The sequence below is a fragment of the Desertibaculum subflavum genome (assembly GCA_003576705.1).
GTDB classification, from domain to species: Bacteria; Pseudomonadota; Alphaproteobacteria; order Ferrovibrionales; family Ferrovibrionaceae; genus Desertibaculum; species Desertibaculum subflavum.
In genome coordinates, this window is record QOZS01000050.1 from 15,008 (window position 1) to 34,181 (window position 19,174).

Sequence of the window (19,174 nt, forward strand, 5' to 3'; positions counted from 1 at the left end):
CAAAATGGAGGCCACATTGAACAGGCCGGCCGCCTTGCCGGCAAGTCGCGTACGGGGAGGGGAGGCATGCTGGAATTGCTGTTCGAGCTGGAGGCGCGGGTCGGGCCGCCGCAGAGCCTGGGCGCGACGCCGATGGGGGAGCGCCGCCTGGTGCCGATCCTGGGCGGGCATTTCCGCGGCCGGCTGACCGGCAAGGTGCTGCCCGGCGGGGCCGACTGGCAGATCCTGCGGAGCGACGGCTTCGCCGACATCGATGCCCGCTATCAGCTCGAAACCGATGACGGCCATCGCATCGAGGTCAGGAGCCGCGGTCTCCGCCACGGCCCGCCGGACGTCATCGCGCGGCTCGCGGCCGGTGAGCCGGTGCCGCGCGACGCCTATTATTTCCGCACCGCGATGCGGTTCGAGACGGCGGCGCCGGCGCTCGATTGGCTAAAGCTCACTCTGGCCGTCGCGCAGGGCGAGCGGCGGCTCGATGCGGTGCATCTCGCCGTGCACGCGGTCAAATGAGCGGCGCGCGCCCGCCGCCGGGTCATGGCGAGCTGTTCCTCGGCTTCGCCAAGATGGGGCTGTCCGGCTTCGGCGGCGTGCTCGCTTTCGCCCGCCAGATCATGGTGGAGGAGCGCAAATGGCTCGACGACCGCGAATTTGCCGAGATGCTGGCGCTCGGCCAGATCCTGCCCGGGCCGAACGTGGTGAACCTCTCGGTCTTCGTCGGCGCGCGGTTCCGCGGGCCGAGCGGGGCCTTGGCATCGCTCGGCGGTATCCTGCTGCCGCCGGTCTGCGTGATCGCGCTGGTCGCGCTGGTCTATGACGCGATCGGCAGCCACCCGCTGGTGCAGAGCGCGATCGGCGCCGTCGCCATGGCGGCGGCCGGGCTGATCGTCGCCATGGGGGCGAAGATCGTCGCGCGGCTGCCCTGGCGCTGGCCCTTGGCGCTGGTCGCCGCGGCCGCCTTCGCCGGAGTCGCGGTGTTCGGCCTGAAGTTGGTCTGGATCGTGCTGGCGCTGGCGCCTGTCGGCGTGGCGATCGCCTGGATGCAGGCGGAATGAACCCGTCCGACCGGCTGATCGATCTCGCCGAGGTCTTCGCCGTGCTGTCGCTGATCGCCATCGGCGGCGCCAATGCGGTGCTGCCCGACATGCACCGCCAAGTGGTCGAGGTGCATGACTGGATGAGCGGCCAGGAGCTGGCGCGGCTGTTCGCCGTCGCTCAGGCCTCGCCGGGGCCGAACATGCTGGTGGTGGCGCTGATCGGCTGGCACGTCGCGGGCCCGCTCGGCCTGCTCACCGCCACCATCGCGATGTGCGGTCCGTCCAGCCTGCTGGCCTACCTGGCCGGCCATCTGCGCGAGCGGCTGTCGGGTGCGCGGCTGGTGCGGGCGGCCCAGGCCGGCATGGTGCCGGTCGCGGTCGGCCTGGTGATCGCGAGCGGCGTCATCATGGCCGATGCCGCCTTCACCCAGGCCGGCGACCTGCTGATCTTCGTCGCGGCGGCGGTGGTGGCGACGGCGACCCGGCTCAATCCGCTCTGGATCCTGGCGACGGCCGCTTTGGTGGGACTGGTGATGGCATTCGTTTGACGGCGGCTTGCCTTGCGTGTTGGTCCCGTGGATGCTCGCGCCAGAATAAGGGGGGGATGGATGCGGGAGGACCTGGCGACCGCGATCACCGAAGCCTGGAACGCCATCGGGCGTGCCGGTACCTGGCTGACTGGCGCCGAGCGGGTGCAGGTGGCGGCCGAGACGCGAGCCGCGCCGGATTGCCGGCTCTGTGCCGCGCGGGCCGCGGCGGTCAGCCCCTACGGCATTGACGGCGCGCACGACCGCGCGACCGACCTTCCGGAAGCCTGGATCGAGGCGATCCATCGCATCCGCACCGATTCCGGGCGGCTGACCGCGCGCTGGCTCGATCGTGTGCGGCGGGGAGGGTTCGACGAGACGCATTATGTCGAGCTGGTCAGCATCACCGTCATCGTGACGGGGATCGACACTTTCCGCCGCACCGCCGGGCTGGCGCCATTGCCTCTGCCTGAGGTCGTTCCCGGCAGACCGACGATGGCGCTGCCGCGCGGTGCGGCGCCGTCGGCCGCCTGGGTGTGCCACCTGGCGCCGCGCGATGTCGGCCCGGACGACCCGCCGCTCTATGCCGACCGGGCCGGCGCCCATATCCACCGGGCGCTGAGCCTGGTGCCGCGATCGATGATGCATTTCTGGGATCTGTTCGAGCGTATGTACCTGCCGCAGGCGGCGATGCGGGAATTCGACCGCGAGTTCCGTGCCATCGATCACGCGCAGATCGAGATGCTCGCCGCCCGGGTCGCCGCGCTGAACCACTGTACCTATTGAACCGTCAGCCACGCGGAGCTGCTCCGGGCGAGCGCTCAGCATTACGGGATGCCGGTGGAGCTCGTCGGGCTCATGGCGGCGGGCGGCGAGACCGGCGTGCGGTGTGCCGCGCCGTTGCTCGAACTGGCCGAAGCGGGCATCGGCCGCGATGCCGCCAGGATCGGGGCGGCACAGTCGGCTGTGCGTCAGGCTTTGAGCGAGGCGGCGTTGATCGACGCGGCGGCGGTGATCGGCGGCTTCGATGCGATCACGCGCGTCGCCGATGCGACGGGCACGCCGCTCGAGCCGGAGAAGGCGGCGCGCTCCGTCGATATGCGCGCCACGCTCGGCATCGACGCCTTCGATGCCGAACGGGCCAGGCTCGGCTAGATCCGGTCGACGATCGGCAGCGACATCGGCGCCAGCTGGTCGGCGCTGCGCTTCGCCCAGTCGTGCTTCGGCACGTCCCTGAGGGATCGGGCCTGGGCTTCCTCCAGCGCTGCCGAGGCGGCGTCGAGATCGATGGTCAGGCACTTGCCGTTCGCCACCACCTGCTGGCCGTCGACAAAGACGTCCGACACGGCGCGCTCCGCCGCCACGTGGATCAGGCTGCGCAGCGGCTCACGCATCGGCCGCATGGCCGGGTGCTCGATATCGACCAGCACGAGATCGGCCTTGGCGCCGACCGCGAGGCGACCGATATCGTCGCGCCGGAGCGCCTTGGCGCCGCCGATGGTGGCGGCGTCGAACACGTCGGCGGTCATCGCATCCGGCACCGTGCCCGCCGTGGTGCGGGAGAGGTGCATGGCGATGCGCAGCTCTTCCAGGAAATTATGCGGATAGGTGTCGGTGCCGATGCCGACATTGATGCCCTTGCGGCGGTACTCGCCGAAGGTGCGGAGCGTGATGCCGCGGCGCACGAACACGGTCGGGCAATGCGCCACCGTGGTGCCGGTCTCGGCCAGGATCGAGAGGTCGGTCCGCGTGGTCCAGTGCAGCCAGGGATGCTCGTCGACGAAGATGCAGTGGCCGATGATGGAGCGGTCGTCCAGCACGCCGAGCGAATTGAGCCATTGCACCGGCGTCAGGCCGGTGCGCCGCGTCATCTCGTGGAACTCGACCACGCTCTGCGAGGCGTGGATCTGGTAGGGCAGGTTGCGCTCTTTCGCGAAGTCATGCGCGTCGCGCAGCAGCTCCGGCGTGCAGGTATCGACCTGCGAGGGGCAGACCATGCCCATCAGCCGCCCGCTCGGATGCTGCCGCGCCAGCTCGATCAGCCGCTGCGCATTGTCGAAGCCCTTGCGCCCGTTCGCCTTGTTCCACTCGTATTTCAGCAGGTGGCCGTCCTCGGTGTACCAGCGCGCGTCGCGGAACATCGGCGCGATGCAGGCGCGGATGCCGCTCTCGGCGAGCGTGTCGAGCCAGCCGTCGAACGGCACCGAGAGATCGGCGACGGCGGTGACGCCCGACATCAGGAGCTCCGCCAGCGCCACCTGCATGCAGGCCTTGGCGCCGGCATCGTCGGTGTTGAACACGGTGAGGAACTCGTAGAGCGAGGAATGCCAGAAGCCGGGCGAGATGGTCTCGTCGGTGATGCCCTTGCGCAGCGGCTCGCTGGTCGGATGCGTGTGCACGTTGATGAGGCCGGGGATGACCAGCCGTTTGGCGCCTTCGATAACCCGGTCGGCCTTGCCCGCGAAGCCCGGCCCGATATGCAGGATCTCCCCGCCGCGGAAGGCGATGTCGGCATCGCGCAGGTAGACATGCCGTTTGTTGGGCGCATCCCAGGCGACCAGCCAGGCGAGGTTGCGGATCAGCGTTGTCGTGGGCGTGTCCGACATGCGGAAGGGATCCTCGGGTCTAACAGGTCGTCGCTGCCGCGTGCACGAATGATGCCATCAGCCGATGCCGTACGGCTTGGCCCAGCCGAGGCCGGCGCGCGTGCCGTGCTTCGGCCGGTACTCGGCGCCGATCCAGCCGCTATAGCCAAGTCGGTCGATCACCTCGAACAGGTAGGGATAGTTCAGCTCGCCTGTATCGGGCTCGTTGCGCTGCGGCGGTCCGGCGATCTGCATGTGCTCGATCAGATCAATCTCGCGCTCCAGGGTACGGGTCAGGCCGCCCTCGACGATCTGCGCGTGATAGAGGTCGTATTGCAGGCGGATATTGGGCTGGCCGAGCGCTTCGATCACGGTCCGCGCCTGTGCCGCGGTGTTCAGGAAGAAACCCGGTATGTCGTAAGGATTGATCGGTTCTAGGCAGAGCGTGATCCCGGCCTTGGCTGCCTCCGGCGCCGCCCAGGCGAGGTTGGCGCGATAGGTGCCGTCGAACCGGGCGCGGTCGGCGCCCTGCGGCATCACGCCCGCCACGACGTGGATGCGCGGGCAGCGCAGATCGGCGGCGTATTCGAGCGCGCGGCTCAGGGCGACCTTGAAATCCGCCTCGCGCCCCGGCAAGCAGGCGAGGCCACGGTCGCCCTTGGCCGGATCGCCCATCGGCGTGTTGATCAGCACCGCCTCGACACCGGCGGCCTCCAGCCGCTGGCGGATAGCGGCCGCCGGCGCCTCGTAGGGCACCAGGATCTCGATGGCCTTGAAGCCGCAGTCGGCCGCCGCCGCGAAGCGGTCGAGGAATGGCAGCTCGGTGAAGAGGTAGTTGAGGTTGGCGTCGAAACGGGGCATGGCCAAAGGGTAAACGGCCCATCTCGCCTTGTCAGCCGGGGAGGGCCGTGAGAAGTTCCGGCCCATGCCGGGGGCAGGATTCACGCAAGCCGAGTCGGCCGAAGGGTTCAGAGTTCGCCCGGAGGGCCGCTGGACGGTGGCATCGGTGGCCGAGATCAACGCCGCGATTCGCCGGCTGAAGCCGCGCGGGCCGAAGGTTGATGTCGAACTGGATGACCTCGAGAGCCTCGATACCGCAGGCGCGGTAGTGCTCTATCACGCCATGCGCCGTTGGCGGAAAGCCGGCCTCGCCTGCCAGGTGGTCGGCGGGCGCGAAAGCCATCTCGACCTGCTGCGCCTCGTCACCGCCAATGAGAAGGACCTCGCGCCGCCGCCGCCGGAGCGCCACCCGGCCGTGGCGGTGCTGGAGCGGATCGGCGCGGCGACGGCGGCGGCGGCCGAGGAAGCCCGCACCTTCGTCTCCTTCATCGGCCTGGTGGTCGAGCGGGTGTTTCGCATCGCGTCGACACCATGGCGGTTCCGCTGGACCGCCATGGTGCACCACATGGAGCAGACCGGCCTCAACGCGCTGCCGATCATCGGCCTGGTCTCGTTCCTGATCGGCGTGGTCATGGCCTATCAGGGCGCGGTGCAGCTGCGCAGCTTCGGCGCGCAGATCTACACGGTCGACCTGCTCGCCGTGTCGATCCTGCGCGAGTTCGGCGTGCTGCTCACCGCCATCATCGTCGCCGGCCGGTCGGGCAGCGCCTTCACCGCCGAGATCGGCGCCATGAAGTTCCGCGAAGAGATCGACGCGATGCGTGTGCTGGGCATCAACCCGGTCGACGCGCTGGTGCTGCCGCGGATGATCGCGCTGCTGCTGACGCTGCCGGTGCTCGCCTTCTTCGCCAATGTCATGGGCCTGCTCGGCGGCGGATTGCTGTGCTGGGCGACGCTCGACATCAGCCCCGATGTCTTCATCGACCGGCTGTCGGTGACCAAGCCCTGGCACTATTACACCGGGCTGATCAAGGCGCCGTGCTTCGCCATCATCATCGCGCTGGTCGGCTGCCACGAAGGCTTCCAGGTCAGCGGCCGGGCGGAGAGCGTCGGCCGCATGACCACCAAATCCGTCGTCGAATCAATCTTCCTGGTCATCATCGTCGATGCCGGGTTTTCGATCCTGTTCAATGTCGTCGGCGTCTGAACCCGTCATCCGCGTGCGCGGACTGGTCAACCGCTTCGGTGCGCAGATCGTGCATGACGGCCTGGATCTCGACGTCTATCGCGGCGAGGTGCTCGGAATCGTGGGCGGCTCCGGCACCGGCAAGTCGGTGCTGCTGCGCTCCATCGTCGGCCTGAATCGCCCGGCCGCCGGAACGATCGAGGTGTTCGGCCAGGACATGGGCCGCGCCTCCGCGGCGCAACGCGAAGCGATCGAGCAACGCTGGGGCGTGCTGTTCCAGGATGGCGCGCTGTTCTCCTCGATGACGGTGGCGGAGAATGTCGGCGTGCCGATCCGCGAGCATTACGGCATCTCGGGCGGCCTGCTCGACAAGATCACGGCGCTCAAGGTAACGCTGGTCGGCCTGCCCCCCGATGCCGGCAAGAAGTATCCGAGCGAGCTTTCGGGGGGCATGCGCAAGCGCGCCGGCCTCGCCCGTGCCCTGGCGCTGGATCCGGAGATCGTGTTCCTGGACGAGCCGACGGCGGGCCTCGACCCGATCGGCGCCGCCGCCTTCGACAACCTGATCCGCGAGTTGCAGCGTAATCTCGGCCTGACGGTTTTCATGGTGACGCACGATCTCGACACCCTGATCGCCACCTGCGACCGCATCGCCGTTCTGGCCGAGCGTAAGGTAATCGTAACCGGTACCTATCAGGACATGATGGCATTCGATCATCCTTGGGTCCGGGAATACTTCCACGGGCCGCGCGCCCGCGCCGCCCTTGCCACTGCAGCTGAGTAGAGCCGATGGAAACCCGCGCCAACCACCTCCTGATCGGGATCTTCATGCTGGTGCTGGTCGGTGCCGCCCTGGGGTTCATCCTGTGGCTGGCGCGCTACACCGGCGACCGCGAGTTCGCGTTCTACGACATCTACTTCACCGATTCCGTGGCGGGCCTCGGCGTCGGTGGCGACGTGCGGTTCAACGGCATCAAGGTGGGCGAGGTGGCCGAGATTGACATCGACCACGAGAATCCGGACCGCGTGCGGGTACTGGTGCGGATCGGGCAGGAGACGCCGATACGTCTCGATTCCGTGGCCTCGCTGCAGCTGCAGGGCATCACCGGCCTTTCCTTCGTGCAGATCAGCGGCGGCACGCGCGGTTCGCCGATCGTGAAGTACAAGCGCGGCGAGCCGCCGCCGCAGATCCAGTCGCGGCCCTCCGAGATCGCGCAGCTGCTCGAGCGGGCGCCGGAATTGCTCCTGAAAGGGACTGAGCTGCTGGAGCGCACGAGCCAGATCGTCGGACCGGAGAACCAGCGCCTGATCAACCAGATCCTGTCCGATGTTGCGAGCCTGACCGGGCAGCTTGCCGCGCTCGGCCCGGAGGTGCAGCGCATCGTCAAGAATGCCGATCAGACCTCGGCCGATTTCGCCGCCGCCGCCGCCTCGGTCCGTGCCACCACCCAGCGGGTCGACCAGGTCGCGGCGGAAGCCGAGCGCACGCTGGCTTCGGCGCGGACGACGATCGGCGGTGTCGACACGCTGGTGCGCACCGAGGTGACCCAGGCGGTGAAGGAGGCGCAGGCCACCATCGCGGAGTTCCGGTCCACGGCCAAGGGATTCAACAGTGCGGCCGCGACCGTCGAGGCGTTGGTCAACGACAACCGCGGCTCGATCGACGAGTTCATGAACGATGGCCTGGCGCAGGTGACGCGCTTCCTGTCCGATGCGCGTCAGCTCATGGCATCGCTCAACCGGCTGGCCGGACGGCTCGACGAGGATCCGTCGCGGCTATTGTTCGGCGACAAGGCGCCCGAGCGGCAGCGGGAGTAGGTGCATGCAACCGGATCGACGCTTCCTTCTGCTCGCGCCGCTGGCGCTCGGTGCCTGCAGCGGCATTCCGGGCCTCGGCCCGCCATCCAACGTCTATGACCTGTCGCCGAAGAGCACCTTCGCGCCCGACTTGCCGACTGTCGAGTGGCAGCTCATCGTCGAAGAGCCGACGGCATCCGGCGGGCTGGATTCCCCGCGCATCGCGCTGAAGCCGAATGCCTACGAGGTCCGCTATTTCGCCGAGAGCCGGTGGACGGCACGCGCACCCGTCATGGTGCAGACCCTGATGGTGGAGAGCTTCGAGAACTCGAAGAAGATCGTCGCCGTCGGCCGCGAGACGGTGGGCCTGCGCTCCGATTACAACCTGAAGACCGATCTGCGCGAATTTCAGGCCGAGTACATCGAAGACGCGATGGTGCCGACCATCCGCGTCGGGATCCGGGCCCGGCTGGTGCGCCAGCCGCGGCAGGACATCGTCGCCAATCGTGCCTTCGAGGCCGTGGTCAAGGCGGCGGATGCCAATTTCAGCTCCGCGCTGGCGGCTTTCGACGATGCCCTGAACAAGGTGCTGAAGGGCGTCGTCGAGTGGACGCTGACCTCGGTCCCGCCGGAGCGGCCCGGCCGCCGCCGGGGCGACGGTGCCTGACGCCGGAACCTAGCGGGCGTGCGAGAACATCGGCTTGCCGGGATAGGGCATTTCCGCCCGCAGGATCGTGCCGGTGCGTGACTCGGTGACATAGAGCCAGCCATTCTCCGGGCCGCCGAAGGCGCAGTTGGTCGGGCTCAGGCCCTCTTCCATGACCAGGTGATGGGTCGGCCGGCCGAGCCGGTCGAAGCGCCAGAGCGTGGTCCCGATATGGCAGACGATCAGGCCGCCCTCGCTGTCGAGCGCGAGCCCGTCCGGGCCGCCGAGGCCGCCCGACATCTGGATATAGAGCCCGACCTTGGAGGGCGAGCCGTCGCCCATCAGCGGCATGCGCCAGACCGCATTGCCGCGCGTCACCGCCACATAGACCTGGGTCTCGGGCAGGTTGAGCACGATGCCGTTCGGGCTCGGCACGGTGGCGGCGAGCAGTTCGAGCCGGCCGCCGGCGGTCAGCCGGTAGACTCGACCGGTCGGGTCGTGCAGGCCGGTCTGGCCCTGGTCGGTGAAGTAGAGGTCGCCGTTCTCGGCGAAGCAGAGGTCGTTGACGCCCTTGAAGCCCTCGCTGTGGCGGGTCTCCAGATGCGGCGTCACCTTGCCGGAAGCGGGGTCGAGGGTGACGATGCCGCGCTTGTAGTCGGTGATGAAGACGCGCCCGTCGCGATGGATCTTCAGCCCGTTGGGCCAGCCGTCATATTCCGCGACCTGGGTCCATTCGCCGTCGGACGAGATGCGGAAGATGCGGCCATGCGGGATGTCGGTGACCCAGAGATTGCCGGCGGTGTCGAAGCTCGGCCCCTCCAGGAAGCAATCGGCCGGCTGGCCGGCGAAATTCGCATCCGCCCAGCTGGTGCGGGTCTTGCGCCGAAGCTTGTCCGGCATGCGGGTGAAGATTTCGGTCTCGATCGGATGGCTAGCACTCGGCCACATCGGCAAGTCCCCTCGTGATGACGGGGGGAGAATAGCGCCTATTCGTAGCGCAGCGCCTCGATCGGTTGCAGCCTTGCGGCCTTCCGCGCCGGGTAGAAGCCGAAGAAGATGCCGACCGCCGCAGCGAAGCCGACCGCCAGGACGACCGATTCCGGATAGAGCTCGATGCGCCAGCCGGCGAAATGGCCGACGGCATAGGACGTGCCGACGCCGATGGCGATGCCGATCACGCCGCCGATCAGCGAGAGCAGCACCGCCTCGGTCAGAAACTGCGCCAGGATGTCGCGGCCGCGGGCGCCGACCGCCATGCGCAGCCCGATCTCACGTGTCCGCTCGGTGACCGAGACCAGCATGATGTTCATGATGCCGATGCCGCCGACGATCAGCGAGACCGAGGCGACGGCGGCGAGCAGGGTGGCGAGCACGCGGCTCGACGCCGCCTCGGCATCCTGCACCTCGGTCAGGTTTCGCATGGAGAAGTCGTCGTCCTGGTTGGCCTGCAGCCGGTGTCGCTGCCGGACCAGCTCGCGCACCAGTGTCTCGGTCTGCTTCAGGTCGCCGCCATCCTCGCCCTTGACCCAGATGGCGCCGACGGCGCGGCGGCGCGCGATGCTGGTGCCGAGCACGCGGCCGCGCGCGGTCGTCAGGGGCACCAGGATGGTGTCGTCCTGGTCGACGCCCTGCATGCTTTGGCCCTTGCGGTCGAGCACGCCGATGACGCGGAGCGGCACCCGGTTGACACGGATCATCTGATCGACCGGGTCCTCGGCCCCGAACAGGTTGACGGCGACGGTCTGGCCGATCAGCACGACCTTGGCGCCGTTGTCGGACTCCTCGGTCGTGAACGGCCGGCCGGTGGCGATCTCCCAGTCCCGCGCCGGCAGATAGTCGGCGGTGATGCCGTACACGACCGTCGCCCAGTTCATGTTGCCGATCACGATCTGCCCGCCGCCGCGGATCAGCGGCGCGACCACGGTGACGCCCGGCACGTCGCGGCGGATCGCCGCGGCGTCCTCGTCGAACAGGGTCGGCGCCGAGCCGAAACCGAGCCGGGCGCCGCCCGAGGTCGTGGTGCCGGGCAGAAGGATCAGCAGGTTGGCGCCGATCGAGCGGATCTGCTCGGCGACGCGCGCCTTGGCGCCGGCGCCGACCGCGATCATCACGATCACGGCGCCGACGCCGATGATGATGCCGAGCATGGTGAGCAGGCTCCGCATCTTGTTCACCGCCAGCGCGCGCAGCGCCATCCGGGTATTGGCGAGCAGCGCGATCATTGGCCGGCGGTCCGGCGCGCGGCATTCGCGCGGTCCTCGACCACCTGCCCGTCGCGGAAGGTGACGATGCGCTTGGCATAGGCGGCGACATCGGGCTCGTGCGTCACCAGCACGATGGTCATGCCGCTGTCATTCAGCTCGGTCAGCAGCGCCATGACCTCGGCGCTGGTCGTGGTGTCGAGCGCGCCGGTCGGCTCGTCGGCCAGGATGAGTGCTGGATCGTTGACCAGCGCGCGGGCGATGGCGACGCGCTGCTGCTGGCCGCCGGAGAGCTGGTTGGGATGATGGCCGGCACGGTTGCCGAGGCCGACCTGGCTCAGCCGCTCGCCCGCCCGGCGCCGCCGCTCGGCCCGCGGCACGTGGCTGTAGAGCAGGGGCAGCTCGACATTCTCCTGCGCCGAGGTGCGCGGCAGCAGGTTGAAGCTCTGGAACACGAAGCCGATGCGCCGGTTGCGGATGCCGGCCAGCGCATCGCCGGACATGCGGGCGACATCCTCGCCGGCCAGGCGGTAGGCGCCAGCGGTCGGGCTGTCGAGGCAGCCGACCAGGTTCATGAAGGTCGACTTGCCGGAACCCGAGGGGCCCATCACAGCAACGAACTCGCCGGCGGCGATGTCGAGCGTGACGCCGCGCAGCGCCGCCACCACATGGTCGCCGAGGCGGTATTCTTTCACCAGGTCCCGAACCGCGATCAGCTCGCCTGCCGGGATGGCCGGGTTCATCTGAGGCCCGCCGCCCGGGGCTGGCTCGCCGCCGTTCCTTTGGGCGCGAGGCCGACCAGAATTTGGTCGCCTTCCTTCAGCGTCGTGCCCAGCAGCTCGGTCGTGCTGCCGTCGCCGACCCCGAGCCGGACCTGGACCGGCTTGGGCTGCCCGCTGCCGTCGGGCACGAAGACCCGCCCGGCCGTCGCCTGCCGGCCGGCCTGTTCGGCCACCAGCTCGTCGTATTTCGCCTTCTGCTCCGGCGTCAGCATCTCCGCGATCTGGCGCCGGCTCTCGGCCCGCACCTGATCGCCGCGCCGCTTGCGCTCGGCCTCGCTCGCGCCCTGCAATCCGGCCAGCTGACTGCGCGCCTGGGCGAAGATCTGGGTCAGCTTCTCCTGCTGGTCCGGCGTCAGCGACAGCGCGGTGATCAGTCGTTCGCGCACTGCCGCCGCCTGTTGCGCCGCCGGGCTTGGTGCGCCGGATGCCGGCTGCGCCGCGGCCGGCGCCGCCTCGGCACCCGGGGGACGGAAGCGCAAAGCCGCGTTCGGGATCTTCAGCGCGCCACGGCGCTGGTCGGTGACGATCCGCGCATTGGCGGTCATGCCGGGCAGCAGCGCCTGGTCGCTGTTGTCGGCCGAGATCACCACCGTGTAGGTGACGACGTTGCTCTGCACCTTGGGCGATTTGCGGATCTGCAGCACTTCCGCATCGAAAGTGCGGGTCGGGAAGGCGTCGACCGTGAAGGTCGCCTTCTGGCCGACCTTGACGCGGCCGACATCGGCCTCGTCGACCGCCGTCTCGATCTGCATCCGCGTCAGGTCCTCGGCGATCTGGAACAGGATCGGCGCCTGCAGGCTGGCGGCGACGGTCTGCCCGGCATCGACATTGCGCAGCACCACGGTGCCCTTGACCGGCGAGCGGATGAAGGTGCGGTCGAGATCGATCTGGGCCTGGCGCAAGGCTGCTTCGCGCTGGGCGACCTGGGCGCGCGCGGTCAGCACCTGGGCCTGGCCCATCTTGATCTGCGCCTCGACCGCCCGCACCGCGGCCACCTGGCCCTGCTCCTGGGCCTGGGCCGAACGCGACTGCGCGACGGCGCTGTCGTAGTTGGTCTTCGACTTGTCGAAGTCGCTGCGCGAGGCGGCGCCGGTCTGCAGCAGCTCGGCCCGGCGTTTGAACTCGCGCTCGCCGTCGGTCTCGGCCAGCGCCGCCTTGCGGGTCTGGGCCCTGAGCGAGGCCAGGGTCTGGCGCGTGGTCTCGAGCTCGGCCGCCAGGCGCTCGAGCGAGGCCTCCTGCAGCACCTGATTGGCCTTGGCTACCTGCAGGTCGGCCTCGGCCTGGGCGACCCGGGTCTCGAATGTGTCGGAATCGATGCGGGCGATCAGCTGGTCCTTGACCACCTCGGTATTGAAGTCGGCCAGCAGCTCGCGGATCTGGCCGGAAACCTGGGAGCCGACCTGGACGGTGACGACCGGCATCACCGTGCCGCTGGCCGAAACGGCGGCGGTGATGTCGCCGCGTTCCACCTTGGCCACGCGGAATGCCGCCTGGCCGTCATCGGGCCGCCAGACGGCATAGCCCAGCGCGCCGCCCCCGCCGAGCAGCGCCGCCGCGACCAGTCCCAGTGTCAGCCCCCGCATGATCGCATTATACGGCGGAACGGCCGGTTTCCTGCGGGGCCGAAATCAGGTTTTGCCGCGCAGCTCCGCCACCGGCTTGGCGTATTGCGGCTCCTGGTCCCAGGGGAACAGGATCCATGTGTCCTGGCTGACCTCGGTGATGAAGGTATCGACCGTCGGCCGCCCGGCCGGCTTGGCGTAGACGGTGGCGAAATGCGCCTTCGGCAGCATCTTGCGGACATGCTTTGCCGTGTCGCCGGTATCGACCAGGTCGTCGACGATCAGCCAGCCTTCGCCGTCGCCCGGCACGCTCTTCAGAACGTCGACCTGACCCTGGCGGTCATAATCGTGATAGGAGGCGATGCAGACGGTGTCGATCAGCCGTATCTCCAGCTCGCGGGCGATGATCGCCGCCGGCACCAGCCCGCCGCGCGTCACCGCGACGATGCCCTTGAACGGCAGCACCTCGCTCAGCCGCCAGGCCAGCGCCCGGGCATTGCGGTGCAGCTCCTCCCAGGAGACGGGGAAGACCTTGTTGTAGGCAGGATCGGTCATGCCGGGGCGGCCTCCGGTTCCAGGCGGCGGCCGACCAGGCCGGCGGCCGTCGCCTTCTCGTTCGCGACATATCGTGGGATTGCCTGCTCGCCGGTCAAGGCCCGGTCGGGCTCCTCGCCGTCGCCCATCCGGATCAGCTGCAGGCAGAACCAGGCGAGCCCGCCGCGTTCCGGCTTGATCGTGCTCTCATAGCTGGTGGCGCCCTCGACCGTCCGGTCGATGAGCCGGTTGGGCAGGTCGGTGTCGACGCAGAGTGGCCGGCCGATGCCGATCACGTCGCAGACATCGGCAGCCAGCGCCTCCTCCATCGCAACGCGGCTGCGGAAGCCGCCGGAGAGCATGATCGGGATGCGGGTCGCCTGGCGGATGCGCGTCGCGTAGTCGAGGAAATAGGCTTCGCGGGCAAGCGTGCTGGCGCGCGCGCCTGGCTGCTCGCGGCCGAACCCCATCATGCGCGGCGATTCGTAGTTGCCGCCCGACACCTCGATCAGGTCGATGCCGATCGGGGCGAGCCAGCGGAGCACATCGAGGCAGTCGTCGTTGGAGAAGCCGCCCTGCTGGAAATCGGCCGAGTTGAGTTTGATCGAGACCGGGAAATCCGGCCCGACAGCGTCGCGCACCGCCTTGGCGGTCTCCAGCAGCAGCCGCGCCCGGTTCTCGGCGCTGCCGCCCCACTGGTCGGTGCGCTGGTTGGCGAGCGGCGACAGAAACTCGCTGATCAGATAGCCATGGGCGCCGTGGATCTGCACGCCGGTGAAGCCGGTTTCCCTGGCGACCCTGGCCACATAGCCGAACCGGCGCACCACGTCCCAGACCTCGTCCGACGAAAGCGCGCGGGGCATGCCGTGCTGGCTCTCCGACAAATTGCCCCGGATCGCCGAGGGGGCCACCGGCACGGGGTTGACATGCTTCGGTGTCTGCCGGCCGGCATGGCCGATCTGCATCCAGAGATGCGTGCCGTTGGCGGTCCCGGCACGGGCGAAGGCCTCGAGCTCCCTCTCGCCGCCATTGCCGTCGATCACCACGTTGCCGGGCCGCTCCAGATAGCGTCGGTCGACCTGGACATTGCCGGTGACGAGCAGGCCCGAGCCGCCTTCCGCCCAGCGGCGATAGAGCCGGACATGGCGCTCGGTCGCCCGGTTCATCGGATCGGCCAGGCCCTCGGTCATCGGCGCCTTGCCGATGCGATTCTTCAAGACCGCGCCGCAGGGCAGGCGGAACGGCGTATCGAGCGCCGCGGTCATGGGCCCCCTGGACATGAACGGTTTCCCCCAACTTTATGCACTGGCGGCATTTAGGCCGAGCATTGCCGGCCTGACAATCCCCTGAAATCCGGCATATTCGAAGGCAAGCGCAAACGCGGGATCCGGCGGGCACAGGTGCATCTCTTCGGCGAGCATTTCATCTTCTTCGGCGCCGCCCTGGTGGTGGTGAGCATCCTCGCCGGCATGCTCTCCAACCGGATCGGGGCGCCGCTGCTGCTGGTCTTCCTCGGCCTCGGCATGCTGGCCGGCGAGGACGGGCCGGGCGGGGTGCATTTCGATGACTTTGCGGCCGCTTACCTGCTTGGCAGCGTCGCCCTGGCGGTGATCCTGTTCGATGGCGGCTTGCGGACCCCGGTCAGGACCTTCCGCCTGGCGCTCTGGCCGGCGACTTCGCTCGCCACTTTCGGCGTGGTTCTCACGGCTATCATCACCGGCGCCGTCGCGGCCCTGTTGTTCGATTTCGGCTGGATTGGCGGCCTGCTGGTCGGCGCCACCGTCGCCTCGACCGATGCGGCCGCGGTCTTCCTGCTGCTGCACGCCAAGGGGGTGCGGATCGAGGAGCGGGTGAGCGCCACCCTGGAAGTGGAATCCGGCATCAACGACCCGATGGCGGTGTTCCTGACGGTGATGTTCGCCGAGCTGGCGCGCGCCGGCGGGACCGCGCCGGGGCTGGAGATTGCGGTAAACTTCGTCTTCCAGATGGCTGGCGGCGCGGCGATCGGGATCGTCGGGGGCTATGCGCTCGCCTGGCTGGTCAACCGGGTCGAGATCGCGACCGGGCTCTATCCCATCCTGGTGGTGGCCGCTGCCGTGACCATCTTCGGCGGCACGCATCTTTCCGGTGCCAGCGGCTTCCTCGCCGTCTATGTCGCCGGCTTCGTGTTCGGCAATCGCCGGCACCGCGCGGCGCGCGCCATCAATCGATTCCACGACGGCCTGGCCTGGATGTGCCAGATCGGCCTGTTCCTCATGCTGGGCATGCTGGTCACGCCGCACGAGATGGCGCTGGAGCTCGGGCAGGGCGTGGTCATCGCCGCGGTGCTGATCCTGGTCGCCCGGCCGCTCGCCGTCTGGATCGGCCTGCTGCCGTTCCGCTTCGCCTGGCGCGAGGTGGCGTTCATCTCCTGGGTCGGCCTGCGCGGTGCCGTGCCGATCTTCCTCGCCACCGTGCCTGTACTGGCCGGCGTGCCGGGCGGCACCACCTATTTCAGCGTTGCCTTCGTCGTGGTGCTCACCTCGCTGGTCCTGCAGGGTTGGAGCATCAATTTCGCTGCGCGCCTGCTGCGCCTGGTGCTGCCGCCGGTGCCGGAGGAGGCCAATCGCTTCGACCTCGACCTGCCGACCGGCACCGATCGCGAGATCGCCGGCTATCGCCTGGCACCGGACAGCCGGGCGCTGACCTATCCCTATCACGCCATCCCGCTGCCCCGGCGCACCCGCATCCTGACCGTAATCCGCGAGGGCACGGTGATGGACCGCGGCAAGCTGCCCTCGCTTCGCATCGGCGACTACGTGCTGGCGCTGGGGCCGCCGGAACAGCTGCATGCGCTGGACGGCCTTTTCGCCTCGCATCGGCACGACGAGGAGGAAGACGAGCTGCGCGGGCGCGAATTCGGCGACTTCATGCTCGGCGCCGATGCGCCGGCCGGCATGGTGGCCGATCTCTACGGCGTGCCGGTCGATCCGGACGAGCGCAACCTGCCGCTCGGCGCCTTCCTGAAGCGTCGGCTGCCGCCGCGCCCGGTGGTCGGCGACTGGGTCAAGGTGGGCGAGGTCGAGCTGGTGGTGACCGAGCTCATCGACGATGCCATCGCCAAGATCGGGGTCGCGCTGGAGCCGGAAACCCGCAAGCTGACCATCGCCCGGGCGCGGCAACGCATGCGGGAGGAGATCGCACGCGCATGGCGGCGCCTGCAACGCCTCGGCCGTCGGCGGCGAACTTAGCGCCTCGCAGGAGACCGCATGCCCGCACCGCTCGAGTTCTATTTCGACTTCTCCTCGCCCTACGGCTACATCGCCGCCAATCGGATCGATGCCATCGCCGCCAAGCACGGCCGTGGGGTGACTTGGCTGCCCTTTCTGCTGGGCGTGGCGTTTCGGTCGAGCGGCGGGCAGCCCCTGGTCGACTATCCGATGAAGGGCGACTATTCCCGTGCCGACTTTGCCCGGTCGGCGCGCGAGCACGCGATCCCTTTCAACATGCCGGCCAGGTTTCCGCTGGCGACGCAAATGGCGGCGCGCAGCTTCTACTGGCTCGATGCCGGGAATGCCGATCTGGCGCGCCGCTTCGCCAAGGCGGCCTATGCCGCCTATTTCGCCGACGGCCGCGACATCACGGATGCGTCTGTCTTGAGCGCGCTGGCGTCGTCGCTCGGCATCGATGCGGGGGCGATGCTGACGGCCGCGGCGGCGGAGACGTGGAAGGCAAAGCTGCGCGACATGACCGACGAGGCGGTGGGTCGTGGCGTGTTCGGCTCGCCCTTCGTCTTCGTCGATGGGGAGCCGTTCTGGGGCGCCGACCGGCTGGACATGGTCGACCGCTGGCTCGCCCGCGGCGGGTGGTAAGCGTCAGCTCGCCAGCCGGCCGATCTTCTCGCGGGTGATGCGGATGCCGGCCTTGTCCCGGTCCCAGGTATCGGCGGTGACGCCCTCCGCGCGCAGCACGTGCTTCTGCACCTTCTGCGTCGGCGTCTTCGGCAGCTCCGGCAGCACCCGCACATAGCGCGGGATCATGAAATGCGCCATGCGCGGCCGCAGGTACTCGATCAGCGCCGCCGGGTCGACGGCGCGACCCGGTGCCGGGGCGACCACCACCATCACGTCGTCCTCCGACACCTCGTTCGGCACCGGTATCGCCGCCGCCTCGCGCACGTCGGGATGGGTGGCGACCTCGGACTCGACCTCGAACGAGGAGATGTTTTCGCCGCGCCGGCGGATCGCGTCCTTCATACGGTCGACGAAATAGAAGTTGCCCTCGGCGTCACGGCGGAACGCGTCGCCGGTATGGAACCAGCCGTTGCGCCAGGCCTTCACGGTGGCTTCCGGGTTGCCGTAATAGCCGTGGTTGAGCGCCCAGGGACGGTCGGTGCGGATGACCATCTCGCCGACCTGGCCGACCGGCACTTCGCAATCGTTGTCGTCCACCAGGCGCACCTCGTTGCCGGTGCGCACCTTGCCGCAGGTGAAGGGCGTCGATGGGTTCGGCTCCGACACTGTGGGGCAGGAGACCTCCGTCATGTTGAACACGGTGTAGACCGTGGCCCCGAAGCGCTCGGCGAAGCGCGGACCGTCCTCGGTATAGGGCACCATCAGGATGGTGCGCAGAGGATGGTCGCGGTCGGCCGGGCCGGGCGGCTCCTTCAGCAGGAAGCCGGTCATGACGCCGAGCAGGCAGAGCGCCGTCGTCTCCGTCTCGCGCACCACGCGCCAGAAGCTCGCCGTGTCGAAGGCATCGACCACCGAGACTGAGCCGCCGCGCGCCAGCATGCCCGAGACGGCGACCGTGCCGCCCACATGGAACAGCGGCAGGTTGATCATGTAGCGATCGTCGCCGGTCAGGAAGTGCAGCCCTTCCACCGCCATCGCATAGGCGTGGGCATAAGACGACAGCACGGCCTTGGAAGGGCCGGTGGTGCCGGAGGTGAAGATGATCGATTGCGTATCCCAGGGCGCGATCGGACGGGTGAGGGCAGGTAGGTTTTCATCAGACGGCGTCAAGGTCTCGGCGCCGATGCAGCGCAGGCCCGGGATCGTCGGAGCCGCGCCACCGACGATGACGGCGGTCTCGAGCCTGCCACGATCGATCTCCGCCAGCCGCGGCGCCAGATCCGCATGCACCACGATCAGACGCGCGTCGGAAATGCCGATGATGTGTTCCAGCAACCGGCCGCGATAGGCGGTGTTCACCGGCACGTAGACGGCGCCGAGGTGGTTGAGGCCGAACCAGGTGCGCAGCGCATCGCTGCCGTTGGGCAGCCAGGACAGGACATGCTCGCCCTGGCCGACGCCGAGCGTGGCGAAGCCATTGGCGGCGCGCCGCGCCAGCGCGCGGGTTTCCGCGTAGGTCCAGCGGCGGCCGTCATCGAAGCGCACGAAGGTCTTTTCCGGCTGGGCACCGGCCCAGCGCTCGATCAGATCGCGCATCACGCAATCGGCGGCGGCCGGCACCGCCGCATCGCTTCGGGTCATCGCTTC

General features: G+C 68.9%; 19 protein-coding genes. 10 read left to right on the top strand and 9 right to left on the bottom strand.

The annotated features are described in order from the left end of the window. The first annotated feature begins 66 nt into the window (after positions 1-66). Genes DT074_RS21735 through DT074_RS21750 form a run of 4 tightly spaced genes read left to right on the top strand, consistent with a single transcriptional unit; the run spans position 67 to position 2,716 of the window. Complete coding sequence (locus tag DT074_RS21735) at positions 67-510, top strand: DUF3237 domain-containing protein (protein ID WP_119421968.1); 444 nt, start codon at positions 67-69, stop codon at positions 508-510. Further along, positions 507-1,052 (top strand): chromate transporter, encoded by a 546-nt coding sequence (locus DT074_RS21740; protein ID WP_119421969.1) that lies wholly within the window; start codon positions 507-509, stop codon positions 1,050-1,052. Before DT074_RS21735 ends, DT074_RS21740 begins: the two co-directional genes overlap by 4 nt. Next, positions 1,049-1,582 carry a chromate transporter gene (locus DT074_RS21745; RefSeq protein ID WP_119421970.1) on the top strand — a complete coding sequence of 178 codons (534 nt, stop codon included), beginning with the start codon at positions 1,049-1,051 and terminating at the stop codon, positions 1,580-1,582. The genes DT074_RS21740 and DT074_RS21745 overlap by 4 nt, the downstream gene beginning before the upstream one ends. Before the next feature lie 60 nt (positions 1,583-1,642). Further along, positions 1,643-2,716, top strand: coding sequence for an alkylhydroperoxidase-related (seleno)protein (locus DT074_RS21750; protein ID WP_438503704.1), 1,074 nt, complete (start codon positions 1,643-1,645; stop codon positions 2,714-2,716). Here the strand turns inward: DT074_RS21750 and DT074_RS21760 are convergent. Together DT074_RS21760 and otnI are read right to left on the bottom strand one after the other, a co-directional pair. Further along, positions 2,713-4,167: an amidohydrolase family protein gene (locus DT074_RS21760; protein ID WP_119421973.1), complete on the bottom strand. Its 1,455-nt coding sequence runs from the start codon at positions 4,165-4,167 to the stop codon at positions 2,713-2,715. The two genes, DT074_RS21750 and DT074_RS21760, sit on opposite strands and share 4 nt — an antisense overlap. 57 nt (positions 4,168-4,224) lie before the next feature. After that, a complete protein-coding gene (otnI, locus tag DT074_RS21765; protein WP_119421974.1) occupies positions 4,225-5,007 on the bottom strand; it encodes a 2-oxo-tetronate isomerase in 783 nt (260 codons plus the stop codon). Positions 5,008-5,143: 136 nt separating this feature from the next. Here otnI and DT074_RS21770 point away from each other — a divergent pair, with 136 nt between their 5' ends. From DT074_RS21770 to DT074_RS21785, 4 genes are read left to right on the top strand one after another with little or no spacing between them, the layout of a single operon-like run. Next, on the top strand, positions 5,144-6,193 hold the full coding sequence (locus DT074_RS21770) for an MlaE family ABC transporter permease (RefSeq protein WP_368744834.1): 1,050 nt from the start codon (positions 5,144-5,146) through the stop codon (positions 6,191-6,193). Then, positions 6,177-6,956 (top strand): ABC transporter ATP-binding protein, encoded by a 780-nt coding sequence (locus DT074_RS21775; RefSeq protein ID WP_119421976.1) that lies wholly within the window; start codon positions 6,177-6,179, stop codon positions 6,954-6,956. The genes DT074_RS21770 and DT074_RS21775 overlap by 17 nt, the downstream gene beginning before the upstream one ends. 5 nt (positions 6,957-6,961) lie before the next feature. After that, positions 6,962-7,990 carry an MlaD family protein gene (locus DT074_RS21780; protein WP_119421977.1) on the top strand — a complete coding sequence of 343 codons (1,029 nt, stop codon included), beginning with the start codon at positions 6,962-6,964 and terminating at the stop codon, positions 7,988-7,990. 4 nt (positions 7,991-7,994) lie between these two features. Next, a complete protein-coding gene (locus tag DT074_RS21785) occupies positions 7,995-8,636 on the top strand; it encodes an ABC-type transport auxiliary lipoprotein family protein (protein ID WP_162915094.1) in 642 nt (213 codons plus the stop codon). Positions 8,637-8,645: 9 nt separating this feature from the next. On the opposite strand, the gene DT074_RS21790 is transcribed toward DT074_RS21785, so the two are convergent. The 6 genes from DT074_RS21790 to DT074_RS21815 are packed head-to-tail and all read right to left on the bottom strand — an operon-like array spanning position 8,646 to position 14,974. Then, on the bottom strand, positions 8,646-9,563 hold the full coding sequence (locus tag DT074_RS21790; protein WP_119421979.1) for an SMP-30/gluconolactonase/LRE family protein: 918 nt from the start codon (positions 9,561-9,563) through the stop codon (positions 8,646-8,648). A 38-nt stretch (positions 9,564-9,601) separates the two neighbouring features. Further along, the gene (locus tag DT074_RS21795) at positions 9,602-10,837 is read right to left on the bottom strand and encodes an ABC transporter permease (RefSeq protein WP_119421980.1); all 1,236 of its coding nucleotides are present in this window, start codon (positions 10,835-10,837) and stop codon (positions 9,602-9,604) included. Continuing rightward, positions 10,834-11,559, bottom strand: coding sequence for an ABC transporter ATP-binding protein (locus DT074_RS21800; RefSeq protein WP_119421981.1), 726 nt, complete (start codon positions 11,557-11,559; stop codon positions 10,834-10,836). The genes DT074_RS21795 and DT074_RS21800 overlap by 4 nt, the downstream gene beginning before the upstream one ends. Beyond that, positions 11,556-13,181: an efflux RND transporter periplasmic adaptor subunit gene (locus tag DT074_RS21805; RefSeq protein WP_119421982.1), complete on the bottom strand. Its 1,626-nt coding sequence runs from the start codon at positions 13,179-13,181 to the stop codon at positions 11,556-11,558. Before DT074_RS21805 ends, DT074_RS21800 begins: the two co-directional genes overlap by 4 nt. A gap of 45 nt (positions 13,182-13,226) precedes the next feature. Next, complete coding sequence (gene gpt, locus DT074_RS21810) at positions 13,227-13,715, bottom strand: xanthine phosphoribosyltransferase (RefSeq protein WP_119421983.1); 489 nt, start codon at positions 13,713-13,715, stop codon at positions 13,227-13,229. Beyond that, positions 13,712-14,974 (bottom strand): NADH:flavin oxidoreductase/NADH oxidase family protein, encoded by a 1,263-nt coding sequence (locus DT074_RS21815; protein WP_368744835.1) that lies wholly within the window; start codon positions 14,972-14,974, stop codon positions 13,712-13,714. Before DT074_RS21815 ends, gpt begins: the two co-directional genes overlap by 4 nt. A gap of 120 nt (positions 14,975-15,094) precedes the next feature. Between DT074_RS21815 and DT074_RS21820 the strand changes: the two genes are divergently transcribed. Together DT074_RS21820 and DT074_RS21825 are read left to right on the top strand one after the other, a co-directional pair. Beyond that, the gene (locus DT074_RS21820; RefSeq protein ID WP_368744836.1) at positions 15,095-16,924 is read left to right on the top strand and encodes a potassium/proton antiporter; all 1,830 of its coding nucleotides are present in this window, start codon (positions 15,095-15,097) and stop codon (positions 16,922-16,924) included. Between the two features lie 18 nt (positions 16,925-16,942). Beyond that, positions 16,943-17,545 carry a 2-hydroxychromene-2-carboxylate isomerase gene (locus DT074_RS21825; protein WP_119421985.1) on the top strand — a complete coding sequence of 201 codons (603 nt, stop codon included), beginning with the start codon at positions 16,943-16,945 and terminating at the stop codon, positions 17,543-17,545. 3 nt (positions 17,546-17,548) lie between these two features. Here the strand turns inward: DT074_RS21825 and DT074_RS21830 are convergent, their stop codons facing one another. Beyond that, positions 17,549-19,168 carry an AMP-binding protein gene (locus DT074_RS21830; RefSeq protein ID WP_119421986.1) on the bottom strand — a complete coding sequence of 540 codons (1,620 nt, stop codon included), beginning with the start codon at positions 19,166-19,168 and terminating at the stop codon, positions 17,549-17,551. Positions 19,169-19,174: the final 6 nt, after the last annotated feature.